The organism is Curtobacterium sp. MCSS17_008 (assembly GCF_003234185.1).
Lineage (GTDB): Bacteria > Actinomycetota > Actinomycetes > Actinomycetales > Microbacteriaceae > Curtobacterium.
Genome location: NZ_QKSM01000005.1, coordinates 104694 through 129458, shown reverse-complemented (window position 1 = coordinate 129458; position 24765 = coordinate 104694). Strand labels below are relative to the sequence as shown.

Sequence of the window (24765 nt, the reverse complement as noted above, 5' to 3'; positions counted from 1 at the left end):
GGTGAGCGGGACCCGCCGCCATATACGGGACCGGCTGCACCAGGGCGCGTGTTCGACCGCAATATGACGACACACGGATGCCAGGGAGCGCGAACTGTCATCATAGGTCGCCCTGGCCTGCGCTGTCCAGTCCTGGCTTGACCGGATTCGGCGATGGCGTGTATAAGCGCGGAGACCGGTCGCGTATTCCCGCTCCTACGACCAGGGAGCCGCGCCGGCCCGGGCCGCGAGCGCGTGCAGGACCTGCTCCGGGTGCTCGGCCCGCACGAACGTCACGCGGCCACGGTCGTCCGTGATGCGCACCCCCGGACCCGGGGTCAGGATGAGCGCCCGGACGCCACGGCGCAGGCGCAGCCCGACCCCGCCGTACGTCGTCGCGTCCGCCTCGACGACCGCGACGTCGGCGATGCGCCGCCGCGGGATCCGGCGGACGGGCAGCGGTCGGAAGTGCAGGACGACGTCGGTGTCGGTCACCGCGATCCCGGTGCGGGCGAGCAGCAGCAGCGCGCCGGCCACCAGCGCGACCAGTCCCGGCACGAGGAGCGCGACCTCGGGTGCGTCACCGGGCCAGCCGAGGACGGCCGCCGTGAGCGCGCCGCCGCCGAGCAGCAGCACGGCGCCGGTGACCCGCATCCAGACGGGAGCGCGCTCCCCGTCGGCCGTCTCCGGACGGGAGGCACGGTGCGGGCGGGCGGACCGGCCCGCCGCCGTCGCGGCGCGGGCGGGTCCGAGGGTGGGGACACTGAGGGTGTCGGTCATCGCGGGTCTCCTGGTGGGTCGGGTTCCTCGGGGGAGTCCGGTCCCAACCGCGCGCCGCACGGATCGGGCGATCGGCGCACGGGTGGTGCCGTGCACCTTCGCACGCCGGAGGGCGGCGCACCGGGGCACGCCGACGACGTGCGAGGGCGCCGGGCGCGGTGGGGGTCGCGCGGGTCGTGCCGGTCCACGTCGTGGTCACACGGACGAGCGGAACACCCCGGCCGCGACGGCCGGTTGCTCGACACCTGTCGGGTGACGACGGCGTCGAGGGTACGTCGGGAGTCTTGGCGTCTGCTGGCCGTGCGCGGGTGGCCGTGCGCAGGTGGTCGTGTGCGGGGTGGCCGCGCGCGTGGTGTTCCATGGGGGCATGGCTGATGCGATCGACGGGTTCCGGATCGGTGCGGGCTGGGCCTCGGTGGAGCCGGACCGGCACCGCCCCGGGTCCTTCACCCTCGTGGTCGACGGCACCCCCCAGTCGCACGTCGACCTCGAGGACCCGACGCACCTGGCCTTCGAGTACATCCGGCGGATCGGGCACGCCATCGACCTGCTGCCCGGGGGACCGATCACCGCGCTGCACCTCGGCGCGGGCGCCCTGACGCTCCCCCGCTACGTCGCCGTCACCCGGCCGGGGTCACGGCAGCAGGTGGTCGAGCTCGAGCGGGACCTCGTCGACCACGTCCGCGAGGTCCTGCCCTTCCCGCGCGGTGCGTCGATCCGCGTGCGGTACGGCGACGCACGCGAGGTCCTCGGCAAGCTGCCCGCGGGGCTCCGCGGCACCGTGGACCTGGTGGTCGTCGACGTGTTCGGCGGCTCGCAGATCCCGGCGCACGTGACGAGCCTCGAGTTCTACCGGTCCGTCGCCGAGTTCCTGTCCCCCACCGGCATCGTCGCGGTGAACGTCGCCGACGGCGCGGGACTGGCGTTCGCCCGGGGGCAGGCGTCGACCCTGCAGGCCGTGCTCCCCTCGGTCGCGGCGGTGGCGGACACCGGGATGCTCAAGGGCCGGCGCTTCGGCAACATCGTGCTGCTCGGGTCGGCGAGCGAGCTGCCGGTGGCGGACATGCCGCGGCGGTACTCGTCGGACCCGATGCCCGCGAAGGTGGTGCACGGGGCGGAGTTGCGCGCCTTCACGGCCGGGGCCCCGATCGTGACGGACGTGACCGCGGTCGCGTCCCCGGAGCCGAACCGGAGCGTCTTCGGCGGCTGACCCGGGGTCGCGGCGACCGCGCGGCCGGGAGGTGCCGTGCCGGACCGGCACCGCGCCTCCCGGCCGACGACGGGGTACCGGGCCGGCCTCGACCTCGGAACACGTCGGGCATCCGGCTGCCAGGATGGGGGACAACGACCGCGCAGCCGCGCGACCGACCGAGGGAGTCCCTGATGACGAACGACGACCGGAGCAACGAGGACCGGACGGGCGACGGCAGCGCCCCGGTCTGGGGCCGGGCACCCGAGCACGACCAGTCCGACGCACCGCGGTACGGTGAGCGCGTCGACCCCGCGCCGCAGTACGACGACCGGGCGCAGCGCCACGGCGAGCACGGCCAGTACGGCCAGCAGCCGCAGTACGGCCAGCAGGACCAGTACGGCCAGCAGCCGCAGTACGGCCAGCACCACGGGCACCAGCAGGACCAGTACGGCCAGGGCGACGGGCGCCAGGATTCCCCGACGTGGGGCGAGCACCAGGGCTCCCACCAGCCGTACGCGGCGTCCTCGGCGCCGGCCAGCGCCGGCGGCCCCGCATGGCAGTCCCACGAGGAGCCGAATCGCAAGAAGAAGACCGTCGGCGTCGTCGCGTTCGTGCTCGGACTCGCGTCGCTCGTGCTCGGCGTCGTCGGCGGGTACCTGATGGGCACCGCCCTGGCGAGCAGCAACGCGCTCAGCGACATCGCGCAGAACGGCGGGGCGTCCGCCGAACAACAGCAGCAGCTCCAGCAGCAGCTCATGAACGACCCGGCCGTGATGGGGCAGCTCGGCGTCGGCGCGGTCGTGGCGGGGATCGCGGCGATCCTCGGCCTCTGGGCGCTCGTGCAGGGGATCATCGCCGCCGTGACCGGGCGCGGTCGCGGCTGGGGCATCTTCGCGATCGTCCTCGCCGTCGTCGCCACCATCGCGACCTTCGTGACCTACGTCGGCGTCGCCGCGGCGGCGGCGGTGAACGGCGCGTCCTGAGCGCCCGCCCACCCACCGAACGGCCCGTCCCGCAGCAGCGGGGCGGGCCGTCGTCGTTCGTCCCCTCCCGGTCCGGGTCGCGCCGCCCGTGCGCGTGGCACCGCCCGCTCACGGGAGCCCGCGGTTACCCTCGAACCGATGTCCCTCCCGCCCGACGACAGCCAGCAGCCCGACCGCGCCGAACGCGCCCGGGAACCCCGTCACGCCGCACCGGGCGACTCCGCGCCGGTCACCGCCGGTGTGAGCCCGGGGAGCACCTTCGCGCCGATCAGCCTGCGCCCGGCCGTCGACGCCGACGCCGTGCAGCAGCGGCTGCGTGACCTCGGCCAGAGCCGGAGCACCGACGCCCTCGCCGAGCGGGCCGAGCTCCTCCGCCTGCTGGGCCGCCTCGACGAGTCGCTCGTCGTCGCGGAGGAGGTGTTCCGTCTGACGATGTTCACCGGCGAGCGGTCGGACAAGGTCGCCGCCCGGATCCGTCGTGCCCACGTGCTGCACGACCTCGGCCGGCACGAGCGTGCCGCGACCGAGGCCGCGATGGCACGCGACACCGCGCGGACCGAGGAGTGGCCGGAGCTCGAGGGCGCCGCCGCCGAGCTCGAGGGCTGGTCGCTGTTCGAGCTGTCCCGGTTCGACGAGGCCCGCGCCGCACTGTCCCGCGCGTACCAGGCCTTCCGCCAGGCCGGCGCCCCCTCCGAGCGCACCGAGGCCCTCCGCACCGCGGTGGAGGCAGCGCTCCGTGCGTCCGTGTCGCAGCCGAAGGCAGCCGACGACAAGCCCCGCACCGCTCGCGAGGTCGCCGCGCGCCGCGCCGAGGACGACGAGCCGACCACCCGCGTCGCCGAGCCGGTGAAGCAGGTCCCGCCCGTGCGCCGCCGTGTGCTCGGCGCACCCGACGCCGCGCGGACCGAGGCCGACGACCTGTGGGGGCGCATCGCCGCACGGGCGGCGCAGAAGGGCCAGGCGCCACGCGACGAGCCGGACCCCGACCAGCGGTGACGACGCACCCTGCGGCGACCACGCGGTCCGCGGCAGCGACGCTCGAGCGGGTCCGGGACCGCGCGGAGCACCTGCTGACCGTGCACCTCGGGTCGGGCGGGTGGACGTTCGCGTTCGACCACGCCAAGACCCGTGCCGGCCAGTGCGACTTCGGACGCCGGCGGATCACGGTGAGCCGGCACATCGCGGCCCGGGTGTCGGACGACGACGTGGAGCAGGTCCTGCTCCACGAGGTCGCACACGCGCTCGCCGGCCCCCGCGCCGGCCACGGCCCCGCGTGGCGACGGACCGCCGCGGGCATCGGGTACACCGGGTCCCGCCTGTACGACGGACCGATCGCCTCGGAGCTCGCGCCGTGGGTCGGCACCTGCCCGGCCGGTCACGAGCACTTCCGCTACCGCACCCCGACGCGCCCGTTGGCGTGCGCGCGGTGCTCCCGACGGTTCGACGGACGGAACCTCATCACGTGGGAACGCCGCTCGGCTACCGCATGATCCACAGGCCGCGGGGAGGCGCGCCGGGGAACCGTTAGCCTGGGCGGATGCACACGGGGCAGCACATCCGGACGGACAGCGGGTCGTCGTGGTTCTTCGACGCCGGCCGGATCGCCCTGGACTTCGCCCACACCGGTGGCTTCGCGGACGACCCGGACGGCCGACGTCCCCGCGCACGCCTCGGCGAGCTCCTCGTGACCCCGGCCGACCTCGACGAGTGGCTCGGTGACCACACCGAGCCGATCGACGTCGGCGCCACCGCCCGTGAACTGCAGGACGCCCGGGCGCTCCGGGCAGCGATCGGCCGGCTCGCGGTCGCGGCGGCCCCGGCCCCGACGGGCTCCACCGATGCGGCCGCCCGGACCGCGGTCGCGGCGGGGCTGCGCGCCGGCACCGGACGGACGCGCCCGGCTCCGGACGACATCGACACGGTGAACCTCTTCGCTGCGCTGCCCGACGTGCCGCCGAGCCTGCCCGGTGGTCGACGCCGGGCCGGGGCGAACCGGGTCCGGCTGGCGCAGGCGCTGTCGAGCGTGGCGCGCGACGCGGTGGCGCTCTTCACCGAGGTCGGCTTCGACGACCTCGCCGCGGACGGGCAGCCGACGCGGCTGAGCCGGTGCTCGGCCGACGACTGCGGGCTCGTGTTCTACGACTCGTCGCGCGGCGGCACGCGTCGCTGGTGCTCCATGCAGCGCTGCGGCAACCGGGCGAAGGTCCGCGCCCACCGGGCCCGGCGCGCAGCCGCCTGAGTGCGCTCGGGTGGGCGGCTGCCCGAGCCGGCTCGGAACCGCACCCGAATCTGTGGATTCGGTACGCCGAATCCTGGCATGCTGAGGGCATGACCGACACCGCCGCCGCCCGACGTGCCCGCTCCGGACGCCCTGCGGACGGCGCCTCGCCGAGCCCCGGGCTGCCGCGGCGCCGCGCTGCCGGTCTCACGCTGCTCGGTCCGGCGTTCGTCGCGGCGATCGCCTACGTCGACCCCGGCAACGTCGCCGCGAACCTGACCGCGGGCGCGCAGTACGGGTACCTGCTGCTCTGGGTGCTCGTCGCCGCGAACGCGAGCGCCGTGGTGGTGCAGTACCTCTCCGCGAAGCTCGGCGTCGTCACCGGGAGGTCCCTGCCGGAACACCTGGGCCTGCGGATGCAGCGGACACCGCGCCTGCTGTTCTGGGCGCAGGCCGAGGTCGTCGCCGCGGCCACGGACGTCGCCGAGGTCATCGGCGGCGCGCTCGCCCTGCACCTGCTCTTCGGACTGCCGCTCGTCGCCGGCGGGGTGCTCACCGGCGTGGTCTCGATGGCGATCCTGCTGCTGCACAGCCGCCGCGGCACCCGCACGTTCGAGGCCGTCGTGACGACGATGCTCGCGATCCTCACGGTCGGCTTCTGTGCCGGACTGCTCTTCGCCCAGGTGTCGCCCGGCGAGCTCGTCGGCGGGCTCGTCCCCCGGTTCGAGGGCGCGCAGTCCGTGCTCCTCGCCGCCTCGATGCTCGGCGCGACGGTGATGCCGCACGCCGTCTACCTGCACTCGGCGCTCGCGCGCGACCGGCACGGGGACGTGCCCGCGGGACCCGGGCGCCGGCGGGTGCTCGTCGCGACCCGGTGGGACGTCGCCCTCGCGCTCGTCGTGGCCGGCGGGGTGAACGTCTGCATGCTGGTGCTCGCCGCCGCGACGCTGCCCGGGGTCGCCGGCACGGACACCATCCCCGGGGCGCAGGCTGCGATCGAGGCGAACGTCGGACCCGTCGTCGGCGTCCTGTTCGCGGTCGGACTGCTCGCATCCGGGCTCGCGTCGACGTCGGTCGGCTGCATGGCCGGCGCGGAGATCATGCACGGGCTGCTGCACGTGCGCATCCCGGTCGTCGCCCGCCGACTCGTGACGCTGCTGCCCGCGGTGGCGCTGCTCGCGTTCGGCGCGGACCCGACGACGCTCCTCGTGCTGAGCCAGGTGGTCCTGAGCTTCGGGATCGCGTTCGCGATCGTCCCGCTCGTGGTCTACACGTCGCGCCGGAGCATCATGGGCGCAGACGTCAACGCGATGACCACCCGCGTCGTGGCGGGGGTCATCGCGCTGGTGATCGTCGCCCTCAACGTGGCGCTCGTGGTGCTGACGCTGGTCGGCTGAGCCGGCCGTGCGGCTGGGCGGTCAGTCGACGACGCGGACGTCCTTCCAGAACGCGAAGTAGCCCGAGTAGTCCTTGCCGACCCGGTCGAACGACGACGGGATGGGCGTCGGGTACGTCCAGGCGCGGTCCGGCAGCTCCTGGCCGTCGACCGTGACGGTGTAGTACTGCGTGTCGCCCTTCCAGGGGCAGTGGTACTGGGTGTCGCTCTCCGAGAAGAACTCCGGGTCCACGCTCGACGGCGGGAAGTACCAGTTGCCCTCGATCTGGATGAGGTCCTCCTTCGGGGCCTCCGCGATCACGGTGTCGCCGACGACTGCCTTCATGACGTGTGCTCCTTGCGATCAACGGCGCCCTGGCGGCGCCTGCGATCGGGAACGCTACGCCGACGCGCTCGATTCCCGCAGGACGACCAGGTCGGGCCCGGCGGCGAGCGCCGCGTGCACGGTCTCGCGTTCCAGCCCGGCGGCACCCTCGGCCGCGCTCACCAGGTGCTTCACGGCGCGGCGGAGCCCCGTGTACGCGGCGCAGGCGGCGGCGGCCTCGGGCGAGGTGTGGTCGATGCCGACGGCGATGAGCGCGTCGACGACGGCACCGGCGGCGAGCAGGTCCTCGACCGCGGGCTCCGGCACGTCGCCCGTGTCGGTCGGCTCCCCGGCGGCGTCCGCCACGTCGGCGGCTGCGGACGTGGACCGTCCGGCGGCGACGACCGCGACGACGCAACGGTCGCCGCGCCCGGCCTGGAGGCTCGTGACCCGCTCCGCCACGGCCGACGCGTTCCCGAGGTGGCCGAGCACGACCTCCGGCCCGTCCGGCAGCAGGCCTGCCGCGGCCCGTGCGCGTGCGACGGGGTCGGCGCCCCTGGCTGCGTCGCGCGTGTCCGGGAGCACGTCGACCCACACGACGAGGTGGGTGTCGTGCGCGATCCGGTCGGCACCCGCGGTCCCCCACGCGAACCGGACCTGGTACTTCTCCTGGGTGCGTGCTGCCACCGGACCACGATACCCGCGGCCGGGTCCTGTCCGTCTCCACAGGTGCGGGCCGCAGGGCCGTCCTGCCGGTCCCGCGACCGTAGGATCGATGACCATGGAGATCGGCACCGTCCCCACCCTGACCGGCGACCGCGTCACCCTCGAGCCCCTGGCGGCCGAGCACGCGGACGACCTGCGGGCGGCGGTGTCGGACGGCGACCTCTGGCGCACCTGGTACACGTCGGTGCCCGCACCCGACCGGGTCGACGCCGAGATCGGACGTCGGCTCGCCGAGCACGAGGCGGGACGGATGGTGCCGTTCGCGATCCGGGACCGCCCGACCGGACGGGTGGTCGGCGCCACGACCTTCGCGAACATCGACACGGCGAACCGTCGCGTCGAGGTCGGGTACACGTTCCTGGCCCGGGCGGCACAGCGGACCGGCATCAACACCGAGGCGAAGCTCCTCCTGCTCAGCCACGCGTTCGAGACGTGGCAGTGCATCGCGGTCGAGTTCCGGACGCACTGGCACAACCAGCAGTCCCGGGCGGCCATCGCGTCGCTCGGTGCGAAGCAGGACGGCGTGCTCCGGAGCCACTCGATCGGACGCGACGGCGCCCTCCGCGACACCGTCGTCTTCTCGATCACCGCCGCCGAGTGGCCGACCGTGCGCCTGGCGCTCACGGAACGACTGCGCACGCGCGACCGCGCCGAGGGCTCCCGCCGCCGCGCCGCCCGGCACGCCTGAGCGCCGCGCGCGTCCCCCGGCCCGCGCGCGGGGACCCAGAGCAGCGGCGTACGGTTCGGGTCATGCACGTGGGTCTCCGCATCGTCCTCGATGCACCCGTCGACGCCGTCCGCGACGCCCTGCTGTCGCCGTCGGTGATGGTCGCCGTCACGAAGCCGTTCCTGGTCTACCGGTCCCGCTCGCCGGAGGGCCTGCCGGAGCGCTGGACGCCGGGTGTCCCGCACCCGATCACGGCGGACGCGTTCGGCGTCGTACCGAGCGGGGACACCCACGTCGACATCGACCTGTACGAGGTCGACGGCGTGCCGGTGCAGCGCGACGGCGGCGGCGGCGTCTCGGGGTTGTTCGGCCGGATGACGATGCGGCACCGCATGGCCACCGTCGACCTCGGCGACGGTCGGACCCTGCTGCTCGACCGCCTGACCTACCGGATGCGCCCGGCGCTCCTCGGCGTGGCCCTCTGGCCGGGCATGTGGGTGATCTGGCAGTGGCGCGCGCTCCGGATGCGGCAGCTCGCCCCGTCCTGGCCCCGTCCCGTCCCCGCCGACCGGGCCTGATCAGGGCGTCTTCGGCTGCTCCGCCACCTCGACCCGCACCGAGTACCGCGAGCCGTCGACGTCCCGCACCTCGACCGTGGAGTCGTACACGGTCGTGTCCCCCTCGGCGCCGATGTCGCAGTGCACGGTGTTGCCCTCGACCAGCTCGACGTCGTCGGTGCCGCAGTCGACCTCGGGCCGCTGGCCGACCTCCTGCTCGAGCGCGTCGGCGACCGACGCTTCGAACCGCGGCGGCGAGACCGTCCGCTCCGCCGATGCCGAGACCGTGCACCCCGCGAGCGCCGCTGCCGACGCGACGGCCGTCACCCCCGCTGCCAGCAGTCGCCCCGTCCGTCCGACCATGTCGTGCCCCCTTCCGTCCGTGCCTGCACCCACGACTCTGCCAGGGTCCGCCCGCGAGCGCCCGGGTCGGGGAGCTTCCACAGGCGCGGCCCGTCGCTGGCGGGCCCGGAGCGGCCGGGCGTACGCTCGCACCGTGAGCCAGACGCAGGAGCCGAGGGCCCGTGACCGCGTGCACAGCACGCTCGCCACCGTGGACTGGCGGCGGATGACGTTCGACCTGTACCGGCGCGTGCGGGCGACGGCCGACCCCGAGACCGCCCACGCGATGTGGCGGGAGACCCGCGACGCGATGTTCGGCGAGCACCCGGCGAGTCCGCTGCTCGACGAGGACGCCCGCGACTTCGAGACGCTGCCGGTCCCCGACTACGACCCCGAGTGGCGGTTCCGCGCCCGGGTCGAGCCGGCGGAGCCCCTGGCGATGGACGTCGAGACGGGCACCGACGGCACCGTGCACTTCGACCGGCTCGGCGTCGTGCGGCTCCCGGGCATCGGCACGCTCGACGTCTGGTCGCACGGCGGGTACGCGGGCGGGGTCTTCGTACCGGTGAAGGACGCCAGCGCCGGCAGGGCCCGGGGCACCTACGGCGGCGGCCGCTACCTGCTCGACACCATCAAGGGCGCGGACCTGGGTGGCGACGACGGCGAGCTCGTGCTCGACTTCAACTTCGCGTACAACCCCTCGTGCGCGTACGACCCGGCGTGGGCGTGCCCCCTCGCTCCCCCGGGCAACACGGTCGCCGTGCCGATCCCGGTCGGCGAGCAGTACGACTTCTGACCCCAGCACACGACACGACGAGCAGGACGCAAGGGTGGATCGCATGACGGGACTCGTGGCACTCGACGCCGGCGGGCGCGTACCGCCGTTCGAGCAGGTCCGTTCGCAGATCGCGGCGCAGATCGCCGCCGGCTACCTGGTGGACGGGGAGCGCCTGCCGAGCGTCCGTGCGCTCGCCGAGGAGCTCGGCCTGGCCGCCGGGACGGTCGCCAAGGCCTACCAGCTGCTCGAGGAAGCCGGGCTCGTGCACACGGCCCGCGGAGCGGGCACCCGGGTGGTACGCCCGGCGGAGGTGCCGGACGGGGTGACCGAGGCCGCCCGCGCCCTGGCGGCCGCCGCACACGACGCCGGGCTCTCCGCCGACCAGGCCGCAGCCGCGCTGCGCGAGGCCTGGCCCGCCTGACCCGCCCTGCGGCACCACGCCGGGCACGCGGCGGGCCCGAGCCGCGCCTCCCGGCCGCGCGTGCCCGGCCGCGCGTCCGCGGCACGCAACCCTGCCGACCTCACGCGGCACCGTTCCGCTGCACGCTGCCGCCGGTGTTGCGTCCCGCGGTCGGCGTCGGTCAGCAGTGCTCGAAGACGTACTCGTCGTCGTCCGGGGTGACCAGGTCGCGGTCCCGCAGGATCGTCATCGCCGGTCGGTCCCGCAGCCCGCACACCGACTCCCACGAGCGACCGAGCGTGTCCGAGTACTCGATGTCGATCACGCGCTTCCCGTACACGGCCGTGTAGGCGGAGCACTCGTCGTACTGCACGCACTCCTCGGCGACGACGAAGTCGAAGCCGGTCGTCTTCCGCCCGGCCGTGCCGAGCTGCGGCGTGTTCTTCTGGCCCACGGCGAGCCCGTGCCCGTGCCCGACCCGGACGAGGGCCTTCGCGAGCGCGAGGTTCCCGGCGCGGGTCAGCCGCTTCCCGGAGCGCGTCCACGAGTCGAGGTTGTCGAACTCGACGGCGTCGAACCCGCGGTCGGCGCACCGGGCGACGTACCTGGTGAGCTCCTTCGTGATCGCGGCACGCTTCGCCGCCGTGCGGGTGTCGAGGAGCACCTCGTCCGGCCAGCCCGGGTCCGACACGAGCCTGCCCTTCGCGTCGCGGAGGAGCGCCGACGGGGCGGTCCGCTTCCAGGCCGCGAGCCTGCCGGGCTGGGTCTGGAACCCGTTCACGTAGCAGATGCCGTACTTCCCGGACGCGGGCCGGTCCGTGCTGTCCCGCTCGACGATGGTGACTCCGACGGCAGGGGTGTACCCGCCGCCGAGCTGGTAGTCCGGGAGCCCCGCGGTCGGCAGGTTCCGGTACGACGTCGTCGCGGCGGCCGCGCGGGCGGAGGCGGGGGTGGACGCCTCGGCACAGCCGGCGCTGGCCAGGACGGCGACCAGGGCGATCGCGGTGGTCAGCAGGACGGGACGGGTGCGCACCACGGGATCATCGCACGCGCTCGGCGAACGTTCCTGCCCGGGTCCGGGGGTCGCACGCTATGCTGGTGGTACTCGAGGCGCCGATCGCCTCGTGCGTCGTACGGACGCCCCCGACTCCCGACCGTCATCCGGTCGATGATCGCGCACCACCATCCGGTGCCAGGCTCTCTGCTGCGGCGACCGCGCCAGCCACGCTGACGCGGGGATCCCGCCCGCGCGCCGAACCCGAGCGCGCCCACGGCCGGCACGTGCCGGCCCGAAAGGTCACGATGACCGCCACCCCTTCCGACATCCGTTTCTCCGACCTCGGCGTGCCCGCGCCGATGGCGCAGGCCCTCGCCCAGCAGGGCAAGGAGACCGCGTTCCCGATCCAGGCCGACACGCTGCCCGACTCCCTGCAGGGCAAGGACGTGCTCGGCCGCGGTCGCACCGGGTCCGGCAAGACGATCGCCTTCGCGATCCCGCTGGCCGCCCGCCTGGCCGCGAGCCGTCGTCCGCGTCGCGCCGGTCGCCCCCGTGCGCTGGTGCTCGCCCCGACCCGTGAGCTCGCCACGCAGATCGACGCGACGCTCGCGCCGCTCGCGAAGTCGATGGGGCTCAACACCACCACGATCTTCGGCGGCGTCGGTCAGGGCCGCCAGGTCGACGCCCTCCGCGGCGGTGTCGACGTGGTCGTCGCCTGCCCGGGTCGCCTCGCCGACCTCATGCAGCAGGGGCACGTCAGCCTCGGCGACATCGAGGTCACCGTCCTCGACGAGGCCGACCACATGGCCGACATGGGCTTCCTGCCCGGCGTCACCAAGATCATGCAGGCGACGCCCGAGAAGGGCCAGCGCCTGCTCTTCTCCGCCACGCTCGACAACGGCGTGGACAAGCTCGTCAAGAAGTTCCTGCACGACCCGGTGATGCACTCCGTCGACGACGAGACCAGCCCGGTCGAGGCGATGACGCACCACCTGTTCGAGGTCGCCGACGCCGACGCGAAGAAGGACCTCGTCCGCACGCTCGCCTCGGGCACCGGCCGTCGCATCCTGTTCATGCGCACGAAGCACCACGCGAAGCGCCTGGCGAAGCAGCTCACCAGCCAGGGGATCCCGGCCGTCGACCTGCAGGGCAACCTGTCGCAGGGGGCCCGGGAGCGCAACCTCGCCAAGTTCTCCTCCGGCGAGGCCCTCGTGCTCGTCGCCACCGACGTGGCCGCCCGCGGTGTGCACGTGGACCACGTCGAGCTCGTCGTGCACGTGGACCCGCCGACTGAGCACAAGGCGTACCTGCACCGCTCGGGCCGCACCGCGCGTGCGGGTTCCTCGGGTGACGTCGTCACCGTGACGCTGCCGGCCGAGCGCCGCGACGTCGCGCAGATGATGCGTGCTGCCGCGATCAAGGTCACGCCGCAGCAGGTCACCGCGAGCTCGCCCGCCGTCACCGAGCTCGTCGGCGAGACAGCCCCGATCCGTCACCTCGCTCCGGAGCAGCCGGCCCAGCAGCAGCGTCAGCGTCAGCCGCGTGCGACCGAGTCGGCTCGGCCCGAGTCCGCGGGCGGCGGTCGTCGCCGCGGTCGCGGTGGACGGTCGGGAGGCGCGGCCCAGGCCCCGCAGGCCGCTCCTGCGGCCGGCGGCTCGGCCCGGTCCACCGGCGGTCGCGGTGGTCGTCCGGTCGCCGAGGGCGCCGGCGCGGCCGCGACCCGCTCCGGGTCGTCGCGTGGCGGCGCCTCGGGCGGAGCGTCGTCGGGCGGTCAGCGCCGCTCGGGCGGGAGCCGTCGGGCGTCGAGCGACGTCGTGCGCGGTGGGTCCGCTCCGGTGTGGTCGTCCGAGGGCGGCTACGCGGCCGGTCGATCCGGTGCGGGCGAGTCCGGCGGGGGTCGTCGTCGCGGCGGCTCGCGTCGTGCGTCGCGTCCGGCCGGGGCTGCCGACCGCCACTGAGGCGCGGCTCGGGCTCCGGGCGCTCGGCTGCTCGGAACCTGGACGCCCAGTGGGAGCAGGGCGGCACCGACCGCGTACGTTCTGGTGCACCGGAGGCCGCGTGAGCAGCCGACGGGGAATCGTCCGTCGTTGGAAGGAGACCGTATGGCTGGCAGCGAAGAGAACCACACCGGCGAGAAGCTCGTCGGTAAGGTCAAGGAGGGCGTTGGCAACCTGACCGGCAACGACAAGCTGCAGGCCGAGGGTCAGACCGACCAGGCCAAGGCGTCGGCCAAGCAGGGTGTCGACGATGTGAAGGGCGCGGCGCACGGCGTCGCGGACTCCCTCCGCGACGAGAAGCACTGAAGCCGGTCCACGACCGAGCTGCGAAGCCCCCGGGTCCTGACGGATCCGGGGGCTTCGTCGTGCGCGGAGCGCGGGCGGTGGGGTCGGGTCAGTGCAGCGCCCCCACCGAGGCCAGGCCGGCGCGCAGCAGGGCTCCGCGGCCGCCCTCCATCTCCTCGGCCACGGCGTCGGAGGCGGCCTCCATCGGGCTCATCCACGTCAGCTCGAGGGCGTCCTGCCGGGGGTCGCACGTGCCCGTGACCGGGACGACGTATGCCAGGGAGATCGCGTGCTGGCGCTCGTCGGTGTACACCGAGGCACCCGGCAGCGGGAAGTACTCGGCCACCGTGAAGGGCGTGGGGCTCGCGGGGAGCTGGGGGAACGCCATCGGCCCGAGGTCCTTCTCGAGGTGCCGGAACAGCGCGGTGCGGATCGACTCGCCGAACATCACCCGGCCGGAGACGAGCGTCCGGGCGATGGAGCCGCTCGGCGCGACGCGGAGCAGCACGCCGACCTCGGTCACGACGCCGAGTCCGTCGGTGCGGACGGGGAGTGCCTCGACGTAGCAGATGGGCAGCCGGCGGCGGATGTTCGCGAGTTCCTCGTCGGACAGCCAGCCGGAGTCGGGGTCGGGGGTGCGCAGCGAGGCCATGCACCGTGTCTACCAGTCGCTCCGGCGAGTTCGGCGGAAGGCGCGGTCGCCGTGGACGGCGAGCGTCGCCACGCGCCTCCCGGCCGACGCCGTGTCGCGTCGGGCGCGACCCCGCTAGTCGGCGAGGATCTGCAGCAGGTCCTTGCGGAGCTGGTCGACCCTGGCGGTCGCGGCCTTCGTCTGCTCGTCGGTGGCGCTCGTCCGGTACACGTGCAGCACGCTCACGGCCTTGCGGAGCGCCTCCGCCAGCTCGCGCTGCGGCTCGGGCATGCCCGGCGCGGCCTCGAACGCGGCGGCGATCTCGGCGGACTTCGCCTCGGCCTCGGCGCGGCCGGCGTCGGTGAGCTCGAAGAGGGTCCCGCGGCCGTCACCGGTCGAGACGACGAGGCCCTCGTCCACGAGCTGCTGGAGCGTCGGGTAGACCGATCCGGGGCTGGGCTTCCAGGCGCCGTCGGTGCGCTCGGCGATGGTCTTGATCACGGCGTACCCGTTCTGCGGGCCCTCGGCGAGCAGGCCGAGGATCGCGAGGCGGACGTCACCACGGCGACGCCGTGCGCGTCCGGAGCCGGGGCCGCCGCCGAAGCCCGGACCGAAGCCCGGACCGAAGCCGCGGCCGCCGAACCCGGGGCCGCCGAACCCGGGGCCGCCGCGCCCGCCGTGGTCGTGGTCACCGCGGTCGCGGCCGGGGAAGCCGTGGCCGTGGTGCTGCCGCGCGCCGCCGAAGCGGGGTCCGCGCGGGCCGGTGCCGCGGGGGCCGCGGCGAGGGGTGGTGCTGTCGAGGTCATCGTACGAGGGGCGCATGATGACTCCTTCCTGTCGGTGGTGAAGTGGGCTCGCGATGGGTTGCTGCGGTATCGCGATGCGTCAACGATAGATCGGTACCTATCGCGAGGTCAAGGGCGGCGTCCCCTCGGCCAGCTGTCGGTGGCGGCGGGCAGGATGGGACGGACCATGACGGACGTCCTCGAGCGCTTCTCCCCCGCGACCGCGGAGTGGTTCCGCGGCGCGTTCCCCGCACCGACCGCGGCCCAGGCGGGAGCGTGGGACGCCGTGTCCACCGGGCAGCACGCGCTCGTGATCGCCCCGACGGGGTCCGGCAAGACACTGGCGTCGTTCCTGTGGTCGATCGACCGGCTCATCAGCGCGTCGGACCGTCCGCCCGCGAAGCAGCGGACCCGCGTGCTGTACGTCTCGCCGCTCAAGGCGCTCGGCGTCGACGTCGAGCGGAACCTCCGCAGCCCGCTCGTCGGGATCACCCAGACGGCCCGACGGCTCGGCACCGAACCGCCCGAGGTCACGGTGGGCGTCCGGAGCGGTGACACCCCCTCGTCCGATCGGCAGCGTCTGCTCCGACAGCCGCCGGACATCCTCATCACGACACCCGAGTCGCTGTACCTCATGCTGACGTCGCAGGCGCGCGAGACCCTGGTGAACGTCGACACGGTCATCGTCGACGAGGTGCACGCGGTCGCCTCGACGAAGCGCGGCGCCCACCTCGCGGTGTCGCTCGAGCGGCTCGACGACCTGCTCGAGAAGCCCGTGCAGCGCATCGGCTTGTCCGCGACGGTGCGTCCGGCGGAGGAGGTCGCACGCTTCCTCGGTGGTCGCGCACCGGTCACGGTCATCGCGCCGCCCGCGCAGAAGACCTTCGACCTGCGCGTCGTGGTGCCGGTCGACGACATGACCGAGCTCGGCGCACCGCCCGTCGGCGCGGACGCCACCGAGTCACCGACGAACGGCTCGATCTGGCCCCACGTGGAGGAACGGGTCGTCGACCTCATCGAGGAACACCGCTCGACGATCGTGTTCGCGAACTCCCGGCGGCTCGCCGAACGCCTGACCGCCCGGCTCAACGAGATCCACGAGGAGCGGGTCCTCGCGGCCGTCGAGACCCCGGAGACGGTCGGCGCGGTCGCCGGAGCAGCCACGGTCACGCAGTCCCCCGGCCGGGCGTCCGCCCACGCACCGGTCGCACAGCCGAAGCGTCCACCCGCCCAGATGGTCGGGCAGTCCGGGCAGACCGACGGCGGCGGCTCCGACCCGAAGGTCCCCGTGCTCGCGCGTGCCCACCACGGATCGGTGTCGAAGGACCAGCGGGCCATCATCGAGGACGACCTGAAGACCGGCCGGCTCCGCTGCGTCGTCGCGACGAGCTCGCTGGAGCTCGGCATCGACATGGGCGAGGTCGACCTCGTCGTGCAGGTCGAGGCACCGCCGTCCGTCGCCAGCGGGCTGCAACGCGTCGGCCGTGCCGGGCACCAGGTCGGCGAGGTCTCCCGCGGCGTGCTGTTCCCGAAGCACCGCGCAGACCTGGTGAACAGCGCCGTGACGGTCGAGCGGATGGTCTCCGGGCAGATCGAGTCGATCTCGGTGCCGGCGAACCCGCTCGACGTCCTCGCGCAGCACACCGTCGCCGCCGGGTCCGTCGACACCGTCGAGGTCGAGCACTGGTTCGAGCTCGTCCGCCGGAGCGCCCCGTTCAGCTCGCTGCCGCGCTCGGCGTTCGAGGCGACGCTCGACCTGGTGACCGGGCGCTACCCGAGCGACGAGTTCGCCGAGCTCCGGCCGCGCCTGGTGTGGGACCGCGTGCACGGGACCCTGACCGCGCGTCCCGGTGCGCAGCGGCTCGCGGTGACGAGCGGCGGCACGATCCCCGACCGCGGCATGTTCGGCGTGTTCATGGTGGGCGAGAAGGCCAGCCGTGTCGGCGAGCTCGACGAGGAGATGGTCTACGAGTCCCGCGTCGGGGACGTCTTCGCCCTCGGCGCCACGAGCTGGCGGATCGAGGAGATCACGCACGACCGCGTGATCGTCAGCCCGGCGTTCGGACAGCCCGGGCGGGTGCCGTTCTGGAAGGGCGACGGCATCGGTCGGCCCGCCGAGCTCGGCCGCGCCACCGGGGCCTTCGTGCGCGAGGTCGACGCGGCGTCCGACGAGGACGCTCGCGCCCGGGTCGCCGCTGGCGGCCTGGACGAGCGCGCGGTGACGAACCTGCTGACCTTCCTGCGCGACCAGCGCGCGGCGACCGGCCACGTACCGAACGACACGACGCTCGTGGTCGAGCGCTTCCGCGACGAGCTCGGCGACTGGCGGCTCATCCTGCACTCGCCGTACGGCATGCAGGTGCACGCGCCGTGGGCCCTGGCGGTCGGCGCCCGGCTGCGCGAGCGTCACGGGATCGACGGCGACGCGATGGCGGCCGACGACGGCATCGTCGTCCGCATCCCGGAGACCGACGCCGAGCCGCCCGGAGCCGACCTGTTCGTCTTCGAGCGCGACGACCTCGAGGCCCTGGTCACCGACGAGGTCGGGGGCTCGGCGCTCTTCGCCGCCCGGTTCCGCGAGTGCGCGGCGCGGGCCCTGCTCCTGCCGCGCCGGAACCCCGGGCAGCGGTCCCCGCTCTGGCAGCAGCGCCAGCGGGCGTCGCAGCTGCTCGAGGTCGCCCGGAAGTACCCGACGTTCCCGATCGTGCTCGAGACCGTGCGCGAGGTCCTGCAGGACGTGTACGACGTCCCGGCGCTGCTCGGCATCTCGGACCAGATCGCCGAGCGTCGCATCCGGCTGGTCGAACGGGAGACCGAGCAGCCGTCGCCCTTCGCCCGGTCGATCCTGTTCGGGTACGTCGCGGCGTTCATGTACGAGGGTGACTCGCCCCTGGCGGAACGTCGGGCGGCGGCGCTGTCGCTCGACTCGACCCTGCTCGGCGAACTGCTCGGACGCGCCGAGCTGCGCGAGCTCCTCGACCCCGCCGTCATCGCGTCCGTGGAACGCGACCTGCAGCGGCTCTCCCCCGACCGTCGCGCCCGCGACGCCGAGGGACTCGTCGACGTGCTGCGGCTCGTCGGTGCCCTCGAGTTGCCCGAGCTCGTCGCCCGCAGCTGGGTGGCGGACGCCGCGGCCGACGGCCCGGGCGGTGCGGCCGAGACGGTCAGGGCGGCACTCGAGACGCTCGAGCGCGACCGCCGCGTGCTGTCGTTCACGCAGGGCGGTGCGACACGCTGGTCCGTCATCGAGGATGCCTCCCGCCTGCGCGACGCCCTCGGCGTCCCGCTCCCGATCGGCGTGCCGACGGCCTTCGTCGAGCCCGTCGCCGATCCGCTCGGCGACCTGGTCGGCCGGTACGCGCGGTCGCACGGTCCGTTCTCCGCCCAGGAGGCCGCGAGTCGCCTGGGTCTCGGCGTCGCCGTCGTGCAGGACACGCTGCGACGGCTGGTCGCCGACCGCCGCGTGGTCGAGGGCGAGTTCCGCCCGGACCGCCAGGGCGCGGAGTGGTGCGACGCCGAGGTCCTGCGTCGCATCCGCACGAAGTCGCTCGCGGCGCTCCGGCACGAGGTCGAGCCGGTGTCCGCCGACGCCCTCGCCCGGTTCCTGCCCGCGTGGCAGCACGTGCAGGCACTCGGCACGCGCGGCGGCCTCCGTGGGGTGGACGGCGTCCTGCAGGTGATCGACCAGCTCGCCGGTGTCGCCCTGCCTGCCAGCGCCTGGGAGACCCTCGTGCTGCCGTCCCGCGTGAGCGACTACTCGACGAGCATGCTCGACGAGCTCACCGCGACGGGCGAGGTCCTGTGGTCCGGCGGTGGGACGCTCCCGGGGAACGACGGGTGGGTGCGGCTGCACCTGGCCGAGACGGCGTCCACGACGCTGGCCGAACCCGCCGGGGACGACACCACCGAGCTGCAGCGTGACGTGCTCGGCGCCCTGGCCGGCGGCGGCGCGTACTTCTTCCGCCAGCTCGGACAGGCCGTCGGCAGCACGGACGACCGGGCGCTGACGACCGCCCTGTGGGACCTCGTCTGGGCCGGGCAGATCACGAACGACACGTTCGCGCCGCTCCGGGCGATGCTCGGCGGCGGGGCGAAGGCGACGAGCACGTCACGGACGCGGGCGTACCGCGGGCGTCGACGCCCGACGCTGCCGTCGCAGTCCGGGCCGCCCTCGGTCGGCGGTCGCTGGTCGCTCCTGCCGCTCGCCGAGTCCGACTCGACGCTGCGCGCGGCCGCCACCGCCGAACAGCTGCTCGAGCGGTACGGCGTCGTCACGCGCGGTGCGGTGCAGGTCGAGGGCGTCCGCGGCGGGTTCGCCGGCGTGTACCGGGTGCTCAGCCGCTTCGAGGAGTCCGGCCGCGCGCGGCGCGGGTACTTCGTCGAGGGCCTCGGGGCGGCGCAGTTCGCGACCGGGCCGACGATCGATCGGCTCCGCACGTACGCGCGCGACCTCGACGACGACGAACGCACCGACCCGGACCGGGAGCGCCAGGCCCTGACGCTCGCGGCGACCGACCCGGCGAACCCGTACGGCGCTGCGCTGCCCTGGCCGTCGGAGGACGCCCCGGCCGACTCCGGTGCCGGCACCGGCACGGGAAGCGGGGCCGCCCCGGACGCGACCACACCGTCCGCCGCGACGACCGGCCGCGGGCACCGACCCGGCCGCAAGGCGGGGGCGCTCGTGACGACCGTCGACGGACGGCTCGCGGTCTACGTCGAGCGCGGGGGCAAGTCGGTGCTGACCTTCACCGACGACCCGGCCGACCTCGCGGTCGCGGCACGGTCCCTCGCCACCACGGTGCGCACGGGTCTGCGGAAGCTCGCGGTGGAGCGCGTCGACGGCGACTTCGTGCTGGAGACGCCACTCGGATCAGCGCTGCGCGAGGCGGGCTTCACGGCGACCCCGCAGGGACTGCGGCTGCGTGTCTGAGGCGACCAGGCCCTCCCGGCCGCCCTCTCGCGCACGGGACGCGACACGGGCGCACGGACGAGCCGGAGCGGAGGTGCACCGTGCCCGAGGGTGACACCGTCTTCCGCGCTGCCCGACGCCTGCACACCGCGCTGGCGGGAAAGGTCCTGACCCGCTCGGACTTCCGCGTCCCCGCGTTCGCGACCCTCGACCTGGTCGGGCGCACCGTCGACGAGGTCGTCCCGCGCGGCAAGCACCTGCTGCACCGCATCGGCGACCTCACCGTGCACTCGCACCTGAAGATGGAGGGCCGGTGGGACGTCTACGCCCCCGGGGAGCGCTGGCGACGACCGGCGCACCAGGCCCGGGCGGTGCTCGACGCGGCCGACGTCTCGACCGTGGGCTTCACGCTCGGCGTGCTCGAGGTCGTGCCGCGCGACCAGGAGTCCGAGGTCGTCGGGCACCTCGGCCCCGACCTGCTCGGTCCGGACTGGGACGCCGACCGGGCGCTCGAGAACCTGACGGCGGACGCGGAACGCGCGATCGGGCTCGCGCTGCTCGACCAGCGCGTGCTGGCCGGCCTCGGCAACGTGTACCGGAACGAGCTCTGCTTCCTGCGGGGCGTCCTGCCGACGCGACCCGTCGGACAGGTGCAGGACCCGGCGCGGGTGGTCGCGCTGTCGCACCGGCTCATCACGATGAACCGCGACCGGAGCAACCGCGTCACGACCGGCGTCGACCGACCCGGACGGCGCTTCTGGGTCTACGGCCGCGCCGGCAGGCCCTGCCTGCGGTGCGGGACACCGATCCGTCGGGGCGAGCTCGGCGACTCGGAGCTCACACTGCGCGACACCTACTGGTGCCCGCGCTGCCAGACCTGACCAGGGACGGGTTCAGCGGTCGGCGGCCTCGACCGCGCAGCTCTCGGCGCGCTTCGCCGCGTCGGAGTCGGCGCTGAAGGAGCTCGGCGCCGGCGAGGCGGACTGCGACTCGTCCGAGGTCGCCTCCTTCGCGTTCTCGTTCACGGCGTAGATCGTGCCGTCCCAGTCGTCGGCGGTCGGGTCCGAGGTGGTCGCCCAGATCGTGAGCTCGTCGTCGTTCGCGTCCTTGCTGTCCGACGGCACGATCGACGTGGCGAGGTACCAGCCGCCGTCACCCTCGGCGACGTTCGCGAACTCGGTGGTGTCGTGCGGACCGACCGCGGTGCCGATGGCGTCGACGGCGGCGCTCGACGCGACCGCGCACTCCACCGACCGCGACGGCTCCTCCTCCCCGGGGACCTTGCCGACCGGGTTGATGTTCTGGGCGCCGCCCGGGTCGCACGCCGTCAGGAGGAGGGCGAGGGTGGCAGCGCCGAGCAGCGCCGTGGCGGACTTGGCTCGCGTGGTCATGCCGTGGACGGTAGGCCCCGGTACCCGTGCAGCTCCTCAGCGCCGTCCGGGAAGCGAAGGGCACCGGACCGCTCGGGTGGGGATCCGTGGGCGCCGGAGGCTCAGGTCGCCTGGTGCAGTCGTTCGCGCGCCGTGGCCCGCACGGCCGCGGTCACCCGTTCGAGCAGCGGTGACGCCAGGTTCCACCGCTGCCACCACAGTGCGACGTCGGCCCGGCGCCCCGGGGTGAGCTCGACGAGCGATCCGGACCGCAGACCCTCGAGGCACTGGGCCTCGGGCAGCATCCCCCACCCGAACCCGAGCGAGACCGCCCGGGCGAAGTCCGCCGAGGTCGGGACGAAGTGCCGGGGTCCTCGCGGTGCGTGCCCGAGGACCCGACGGAGGTACCCCTGCTGCAGGTCGTCGTCGCGGTCGTAGTCGACGAGCGGCACCGCGTCGAGCCGGGTCGTCATGCGCCGCTCGGTGTCCGCGCCGGCGAGGTACCGGTCGACGAACGCCGGTGACGCGACGGCTCGGTAGCGGTCGATCCCGAGCGGGACCGACGAGCACCCCTGCACCGGGTCGGACTCGGCGGTCACGGCCGCCATCACGGTGCCGGCGCGCAGGAGCTCGGCGGTCCGGTCCTGGTCCTCGCGGTGCAGGTCGAACACCACCTCGGTGTCGGCCCGGACCAGGGCGAGGGCGTCGAGGAACCACGTTCCGAGGGAGTCCGCGTTCACCGCGAGCGGGATCGACGGCACGACCGGGGCGTCGTCGTCCCCGACCGCCCCGAGCGCACGGGCGGTCTCGTCGTCGAGCAGACGAGCCTGCCGGGCGTGACGGAGCACGACCTCGCCGTCCGCGGTCGGCGCCACCGGTGTGGTGCGCTGGAGGAGCACCCGTCCGAGCTGCTGCTCCATCGCCTTGATGCGCTGCGACACCGCGGAGGGCGTGATCGCGAGCGCTCGAGCGGCGGCGTCGAGGGTGCCGTGGTCGACGGCTGCGAGGAGCGTCTCGAGGTGGTCCCGCTGCAGCCGGAGCATGCAGCAGAGCTTACGGTGCTGCAGGAACGTGAGCTGGACTGGATCACGGGCCGCTCGTAGCGTCGGGTCCGTGACCGCACTCCTCCCCCTGCTCGCCGGCCTCGGCACCGGCCTCGCCCTGATCGTCGCGATCGGGGTGCAGAACGCGTACCTGCTCCGCCTCGCGGTCAGCGCTCCGGTGCGGGTCGTCGCCGCCGCGGTGGCCGTCTGTGCCGTGTCGGACGCGGTGCTCATCGTGGCCGGCGTGCTCGGCGTCGGGGTGGTCGTCGAACGGTTCCCCGTCGCACTCGTGGTGGTGCGGTTCGTCGGCGCGGCGTTCCTCGTCGTGTACGGGGTGCTCGCGGCCCGCCGGGCACTGCGCCCGTCGGGGGACGTGATGCGGGTCGAGGAGGACGCGGTCGACGACGGCGTGGTCGTGCCGGCCGCGGCGGCCTCGGGCACACAGACCACCGTAGGCGCGACCACGGGTGCGAGCGCAGCCACGGGTGCGAACGGGCCCACGAGCCCGGCCACGAGCACGGCCGCGGTGGCGGGGCCGAGGCGGGGCGCGCCTCCCGTCCCGACGCTGCGGGCGGCCGTCCTGACCATGCTCGTGTTCACGTGGGCCAACCCGCACGTGTACCTCGACACGCTCGTGTTCCTCGGCTCGGTGGCCAACCAGCAGGGCGTCGACGACCGCTGGTGGTGGACCGTCGGCGCCGTCGTCGCGAGCTGCCTGTGGTTCGGCGCGCTCGGCTTCGGCGGGCGACTGCTCCGCCCGCTGTTCGCGAAGCCGCTGACCTGGCGGGTCTTCGACGGGCTCGTCGCCGTCGTGATGCTGTCGTTCGGTGTCGCGCTCGCCGTCGGGGCCTAGCCGCGCGGTCCGCATCGAACCAGGAAACCGACGTCGAACCAGCCCGTTGAGCTGGTTTGACGTCGGTTTCGTGGTTCGGCTGCCTCGGCAGCCGCTACTGCAGGCCCTGACCCACCCGGCTGTGCCGACGGCTGTAGCCGAAGTAGATCGCGAAGCCGATCGCCAGCCACACGATGAACCGCAGCCAGGTCTCGACCTCGAGGTTGAGCATGAGCCAGAAGCACAGCACCGCCGAGATGATCGGCAGCACCGGCGAGAACGGCACCCGGAAGGCACGCGGCGCGTCCGGACGGCTCTTCCGGAGCACCACGATCCCGATCGACACCAGCACGAACGCGGACAGCGTGCCGATGTTGATCATGCCCTCGAGCTTGTCGACCGCGGTGAACCCGGCGATGAACGCCACGACGATGCCCGCGACGACCTGCACCCGCACCGGGGTCTGGGTCTTCGGGTTCGTCTTCGAGAACCAGCGGGGCAGCAGCCCGTCACGGCTCATCGAGAACACGATGCGGGACAGTCCGAGCAGCAGGACCATCACCACGGTGGTCAGGCCGATGAGCGACCCGATCGCGATGATGCCGGCCGCCCAGGGCAGCCCGACGATGTCGAACGCCGAGGCGAGCGACGGCGCCTCCTCGTCGGCGAGTCGCTGGTAGGACACCATGCCGGTGATGACGATGCTGACGCCCACGTAGAGCAGCGTCACGATGCCGAGGCCGATGAAGATGCCGCGCGGCAGCGTCTTCTGCGGGTTCTCGGTCTCCTCGGCGCTGGTCGCGACGACGTCGAAGCCGATGAACGCGAAGAACACGAGCGACGCCGCGGCGAGCAGGCCGAAGACCCCGTACTGCGCCGGGGCCTGACCGGTCACGAAGGACACGAGCGACTGCGTCAGCACGCCGCCCTCGGCACCCTTGGACGGCTCCGCCGGCGGCACGAACGGCGTGAAGTTGGCGGCCTTGACGAAGAACGCGCCGGCGACGATGACGAAGACGACGATCGCGACCTTGATGACCGTGATGACGGCGGAGACGCGCGACGACAGCCGCGTGCCGAACGCGAGCAGCACGGTGAAGACGCCGACGATGAGGACCGGACCCCACGTGAAGCCGATCGGGCCGAGCTGGATCGTCGACGGCAGGTCGATGCCGAACACCCCGAACGCGGTGCTCAGGTAGATGCCCCAGTACTTCGCGATGACGGCGCTCGCGGTGAGCGTCTCGAGGATGAGGTCCCACCCGACGATCCACGCGAGCAGCTCGCCCATCGTGGCGTAGGTGAAGGTGTACGCGGAGCCGGCCACCGGGATCGTGGAGGCGAACTCGGCGTAGCACATGATCGCCAGGCCGCACGTGACGGCCGCCAGCAGGAACGAGATGATGACGCTCGGGCCGGCGAAGTTCGCGGCGGCGTTGGCGCCGACCGAGAAGATGCCGGCGCCGACGGCGACCGCGATGCCCATCGCGGCGATGTCGAACGTCTTGAGGGACCGTTTCAGTGAACGGCCCTGCTCCTCGGAGTCGGCGAGGGACGCCTCGATCGACTTGATGCGGAGGGGTGATGCCATGGG

The 24765-nt window shown here is 74.0% G+C and carries 25 protein-coding genes; 15 read left to right on the top strand and 10 right to left on the bottom strand.

Annotation, left to right across the window (positions count from 1 at the left end; genetic code table 11):
- Positions 1-195: 195 nt before the first annotated feature.
- Positions 196-759, bottom strand: a complete 564-nt coding sequence (locus DEJ23_RS07645; RefSeq protein ID WP_111239683.1) for a hypothetical protein — start codon at positions 757-759, stop codon at positions 196-198.
- A gap of 367 nt (positions 760-1126) precedes the next feature.
- Between DEJ23_RS07645 and DEJ23_RS07640 the strand changes: the two genes are divergently transcribed.
- The 6 genes from DEJ23_RS07640 (at position 1127) to DEJ23_RS07615 (ending at position 6549) form a co-directional block, all read left to right on the top strand.
- Entirely contained in the window at positions 1127-1969 is an 843-nt protein-coding gene (locus DEJ23_RS07640) for a spermidine synthase (RefSeq protein ID WP_111239682.1), read from the top strand.
- 173 nt (positions 1970-2142) lie between these two features.
- Positions 2143-2934, top strand: coding sequence for a DUF308 domain-containing protein (locus DEJ23_RS07635; RefSeq protein ID WP_111239681.1), 792 nt, complete (start codon positions 2143-2145; stop codon positions 2932-2934).
- A 138-nt stretch (positions 2935-3072) separates the two neighbouring features.
- On the top strand, positions 3073-3930 hold the full coding sequence (locus DEJ23_RS07630; RefSeq protein ID WP_111239680.1) for a hypothetical protein: 858 nt from the start codon (positions 3073-3075) through the stop codon (positions 3928-3930).
- Positions 3927-4424: a SprT-like domain-containing protein gene (locus DEJ23_RS07625; RefSeq protein WP_111239679.1), complete on the top strand. Its 498-nt coding sequence runs from the start codon at positions 3927-3929 to the stop codon at positions 4422-4424. Before DEJ23_RS07630 ends, DEJ23_RS07625 begins: the two co-directional genes overlap by 4 nt.
- Positions 4425-4471: 47 nt before the next feature.
- Complete coding sequence (locus DEJ23_RS07620) at positions 4472-5173, top strand: CGNR zinc finger domain-containing protein (protein ID WP_111239678.1); 702 nt, start codon at positions 4472-4474, stop codon at positions 5171-5173.
- An 89-nt stretch (positions 5174-5262) separates the two neighbouring features.
- Complete coding sequence (locus DEJ23_RS07615; protein ID WP_111239677.1) at positions 5263-6549, top strand: Nramp family divalent metal transporter; 1287 nt, start codon at positions 5263-5265, stop codon at positions 6547-6549.
- 21 nt (positions 6550-6570) lie between these two features.
- Here the strand turns inward: DEJ23_RS07615 and DEJ23_RS07610 are convergent, their stop codons facing one another.
- Both DEJ23_RS07610 and DEJ23_RS07605 read right to left on the bottom strand, forming a co-directional pair.
- On the bottom strand, positions 6571-6873 hold the full coding sequence (locus tag DEJ23_RS07610; RefSeq protein WP_111239676.1) for a DUF427 domain-containing protein: 303 nt from the start codon (positions 6871-6873) through the stop codon (positions 6571-6573).
- A 54-nt stretch (positions 6874-6927) separates the two neighbouring features.
- A complete protein-coding gene (locus DEJ23_RS07605; RefSeq protein WP_111239675.1) occupies positions 6928-7539 on the bottom strand; it encodes a hypothetical protein in 612 nt (203 codons plus the stop codon).
- An 88-nt stretch (positions 7540-7627) separates the two neighbouring features.
- Here DEJ23_RS07605 and DEJ23_RS07600 point away from each other — a divergent pair, with 88 nt between their 5' ends.
- A complete protein-coding gene (locus tag DEJ23_RS07600) occupies positions 7628-8266 on the top strand; it encodes a GNAT family N-acetyltransferase (protein ID WP_111239674.1) in 639 nt (212 codons plus the stop codon).
- Positions 8267-8328: 62 nt separating this feature from the next.
- A complete protein-coding gene (locus DEJ23_RS07595) occupies positions 8329-8823 on the top strand; it encodes a hypothetical protein (RefSeq protein WP_111239673.1) in 495 nt (164 codons plus the stop codon).
- Here the strand turns inward: DEJ23_RS07595 and DEJ23_RS07590 are convergent, their stop codons facing one another.
- Positions 8824-9165, bottom strand: coding sequence for a DUF4333 domain-containing protein (locus DEJ23_RS07590; RefSeq protein WP_111239672.1), 342 nt, complete (start codon positions 9163-9165; stop codon positions 8824-8826).
- A 205-nt stretch (positions 9166-9370) separates the two neighbouring features.
- Between DEJ23_RS07590 and DEJ23_RS07585 the strand changes: the two genes are divergently transcribed.
- Both DEJ23_RS07585 and DEJ23_RS07580 read left to right on the top strand, forming a co-directional pair.
- A complete protein-coding gene (locus tag DEJ23_RS07585) occupies positions 9371-9940 on the top strand; it encodes a DUF1684 domain-containing protein (RefSeq protein ID WP_111239776.1) in 570 nt (189 codons plus the stop codon).
- A 43-nt stretch (positions 9941-9983) separates the two neighbouring features.
- Positions 9984-10343: a GntR family transcriptional regulator gene (locus tag DEJ23_RS07580; protein ID WP_258375337.1), complete on the top strand. Its 360-nt coding sequence runs from the start codon at positions 9984-9986 to the stop codon at positions 10341-10343.
- A gap of 160 nt (positions 10344-10503) precedes the next feature.
- Here DEJ23_RS07580 and DEJ23_RS07575 read toward each other — a convergent pair whose 3' ends face one another.
- Entirely contained in the window at positions 10504-11355 is an 852-nt protein-coding gene (locus DEJ23_RS07575; protein ID WP_111239775.1) for an endo alpha-1,4 polygalactosaminidase, read from the bottom strand.
- 269 nt (positions 11356-11624) lie between these two features.
- Here DEJ23_RS07575 and DEJ23_RS07570 point away from each other — a divergent pair, with 269 nt between their 5' ends.
- Entirely contained in the window at positions 11625-13277 is a 1653-nt protein-coding gene (locus DEJ23_RS07570; protein ID WP_111239670.1) for a DEAD/DEAH box helicase, read from the top strand.
- Positions 13278-13421: 144 nt separating this feature from the next.
- The gene (locus DEJ23_RS07565; protein ID WP_111239669.1) at positions 13422-13622 is read left to right on the top strand and encodes a CsbD family protein; all 201 of its coding nucleotides are present in this window, start codon (positions 13422-13424) and stop codon (positions 13620-13622) included.
- A gap of 88 nt (positions 13623-13710) precedes the next feature.
- On the opposite strand, the gene DEJ23_RS07560 is transcribed toward DEJ23_RS07565, so the two are convergent.
- Both DEJ23_RS07560 and DEJ23_RS07555 read right to left on the bottom strand, forming a co-directional pair.
- Positions 13711-14253 (bottom strand): NUDIX hydrolase family protein, encoded by a 543-nt coding sequence (locus tag DEJ23_RS07560; protein WP_111239668.1) that lies wholly within the window; start codon positions 14251-14253, stop codon positions 13711-13713.
- A gap of 114 nt (positions 14254-14367) precedes the next feature.
- Entirely contained in the window at positions 14368-15054 is a 687-nt protein-coding gene (locus tag DEJ23_RS07555) for a PadR family transcriptional regulator (protein WP_111239667.1), read from the bottom strand.
- A 150-nt stretch (positions 15055-15204) separates the two neighbouring features.
- On the opposite strand from DEJ23_RS07555, the gene DEJ23_RS07550 reads away from it, so the two are divergent.
- Positions 15205-19947: an ATP-dependent helicase gene (locus DEJ23_RS07550; protein ID WP_111239666.1), complete on the top strand. Its 4743-nt coding sequence runs from the start codon at positions 15205-15207 to the stop codon at positions 19945-19947.
- Between the two features lie 80 nt (positions 19948-20027).
- Positions 20028-20807, top strand: coding sequence for an Fpg/Nei family DNA glycosylase (locus tag DEJ23_RS07545; protein WP_111239665.1), 780 nt, complete (start codon positions 20028-20030; stop codon positions 20805-20807).
- 12 nt (positions 20808-20819) lie between these two features.
- Here the strand turns inward: DEJ23_RS07545 and DEJ23_RS07540 are convergent, their stop codons facing one another.
- Positions 20820-21317, bottom strand: a complete 498-nt coding sequence (locus DEJ23_RS07540; protein WP_111239664.1) for a hypothetical protein — start codon at positions 21315-21317, stop codon at positions 20820-20822.
- A gap of 101 nt (positions 21318-21418) precedes the next feature.
- Positions 21419-22339 carry a LysR family transcriptional regulator ArgP gene (locus DEJ23_RS07535; RefSeq protein WP_111239663.1) on the bottom strand — a complete coding sequence of 307 codons (921 nt, stop codon included), beginning with the start codon at positions 22337-22339 and terminating at the stop codon, positions 21419-21421.
- Positions 22340-22409: 70 nt separating this feature from the next.
- Between DEJ23_RS07535 and DEJ23_RS07530 the strand changes: the two genes are divergently transcribed.
- Complete coding sequence (locus tag DEJ23_RS07530) at positions 22410-23192, top strand: LysE/ArgO family amino acid transporter (RefSeq protein WP_258375336.1); 783 nt, start codon at positions 22410-22412, stop codon at positions 23190-23192.
- 94 nt (positions 23193-23286) lie between these two features.
- On the opposite strand, the gene DEJ23_RS07525 is transcribed toward DEJ23_RS07530, so the two are convergent.
- The gene (locus tag DEJ23_RS07525; protein ID WP_111239661.1) at positions 23287-24762 is read right to left on the bottom strand and encodes an APC family permease; all 1476 of its coding nucleotides are present in this window, start codon (positions 24760-24762) and stop codon (positions 23287-23289) included.
- Positions 24763-24765: the final 3 nt, after the last annotated feature.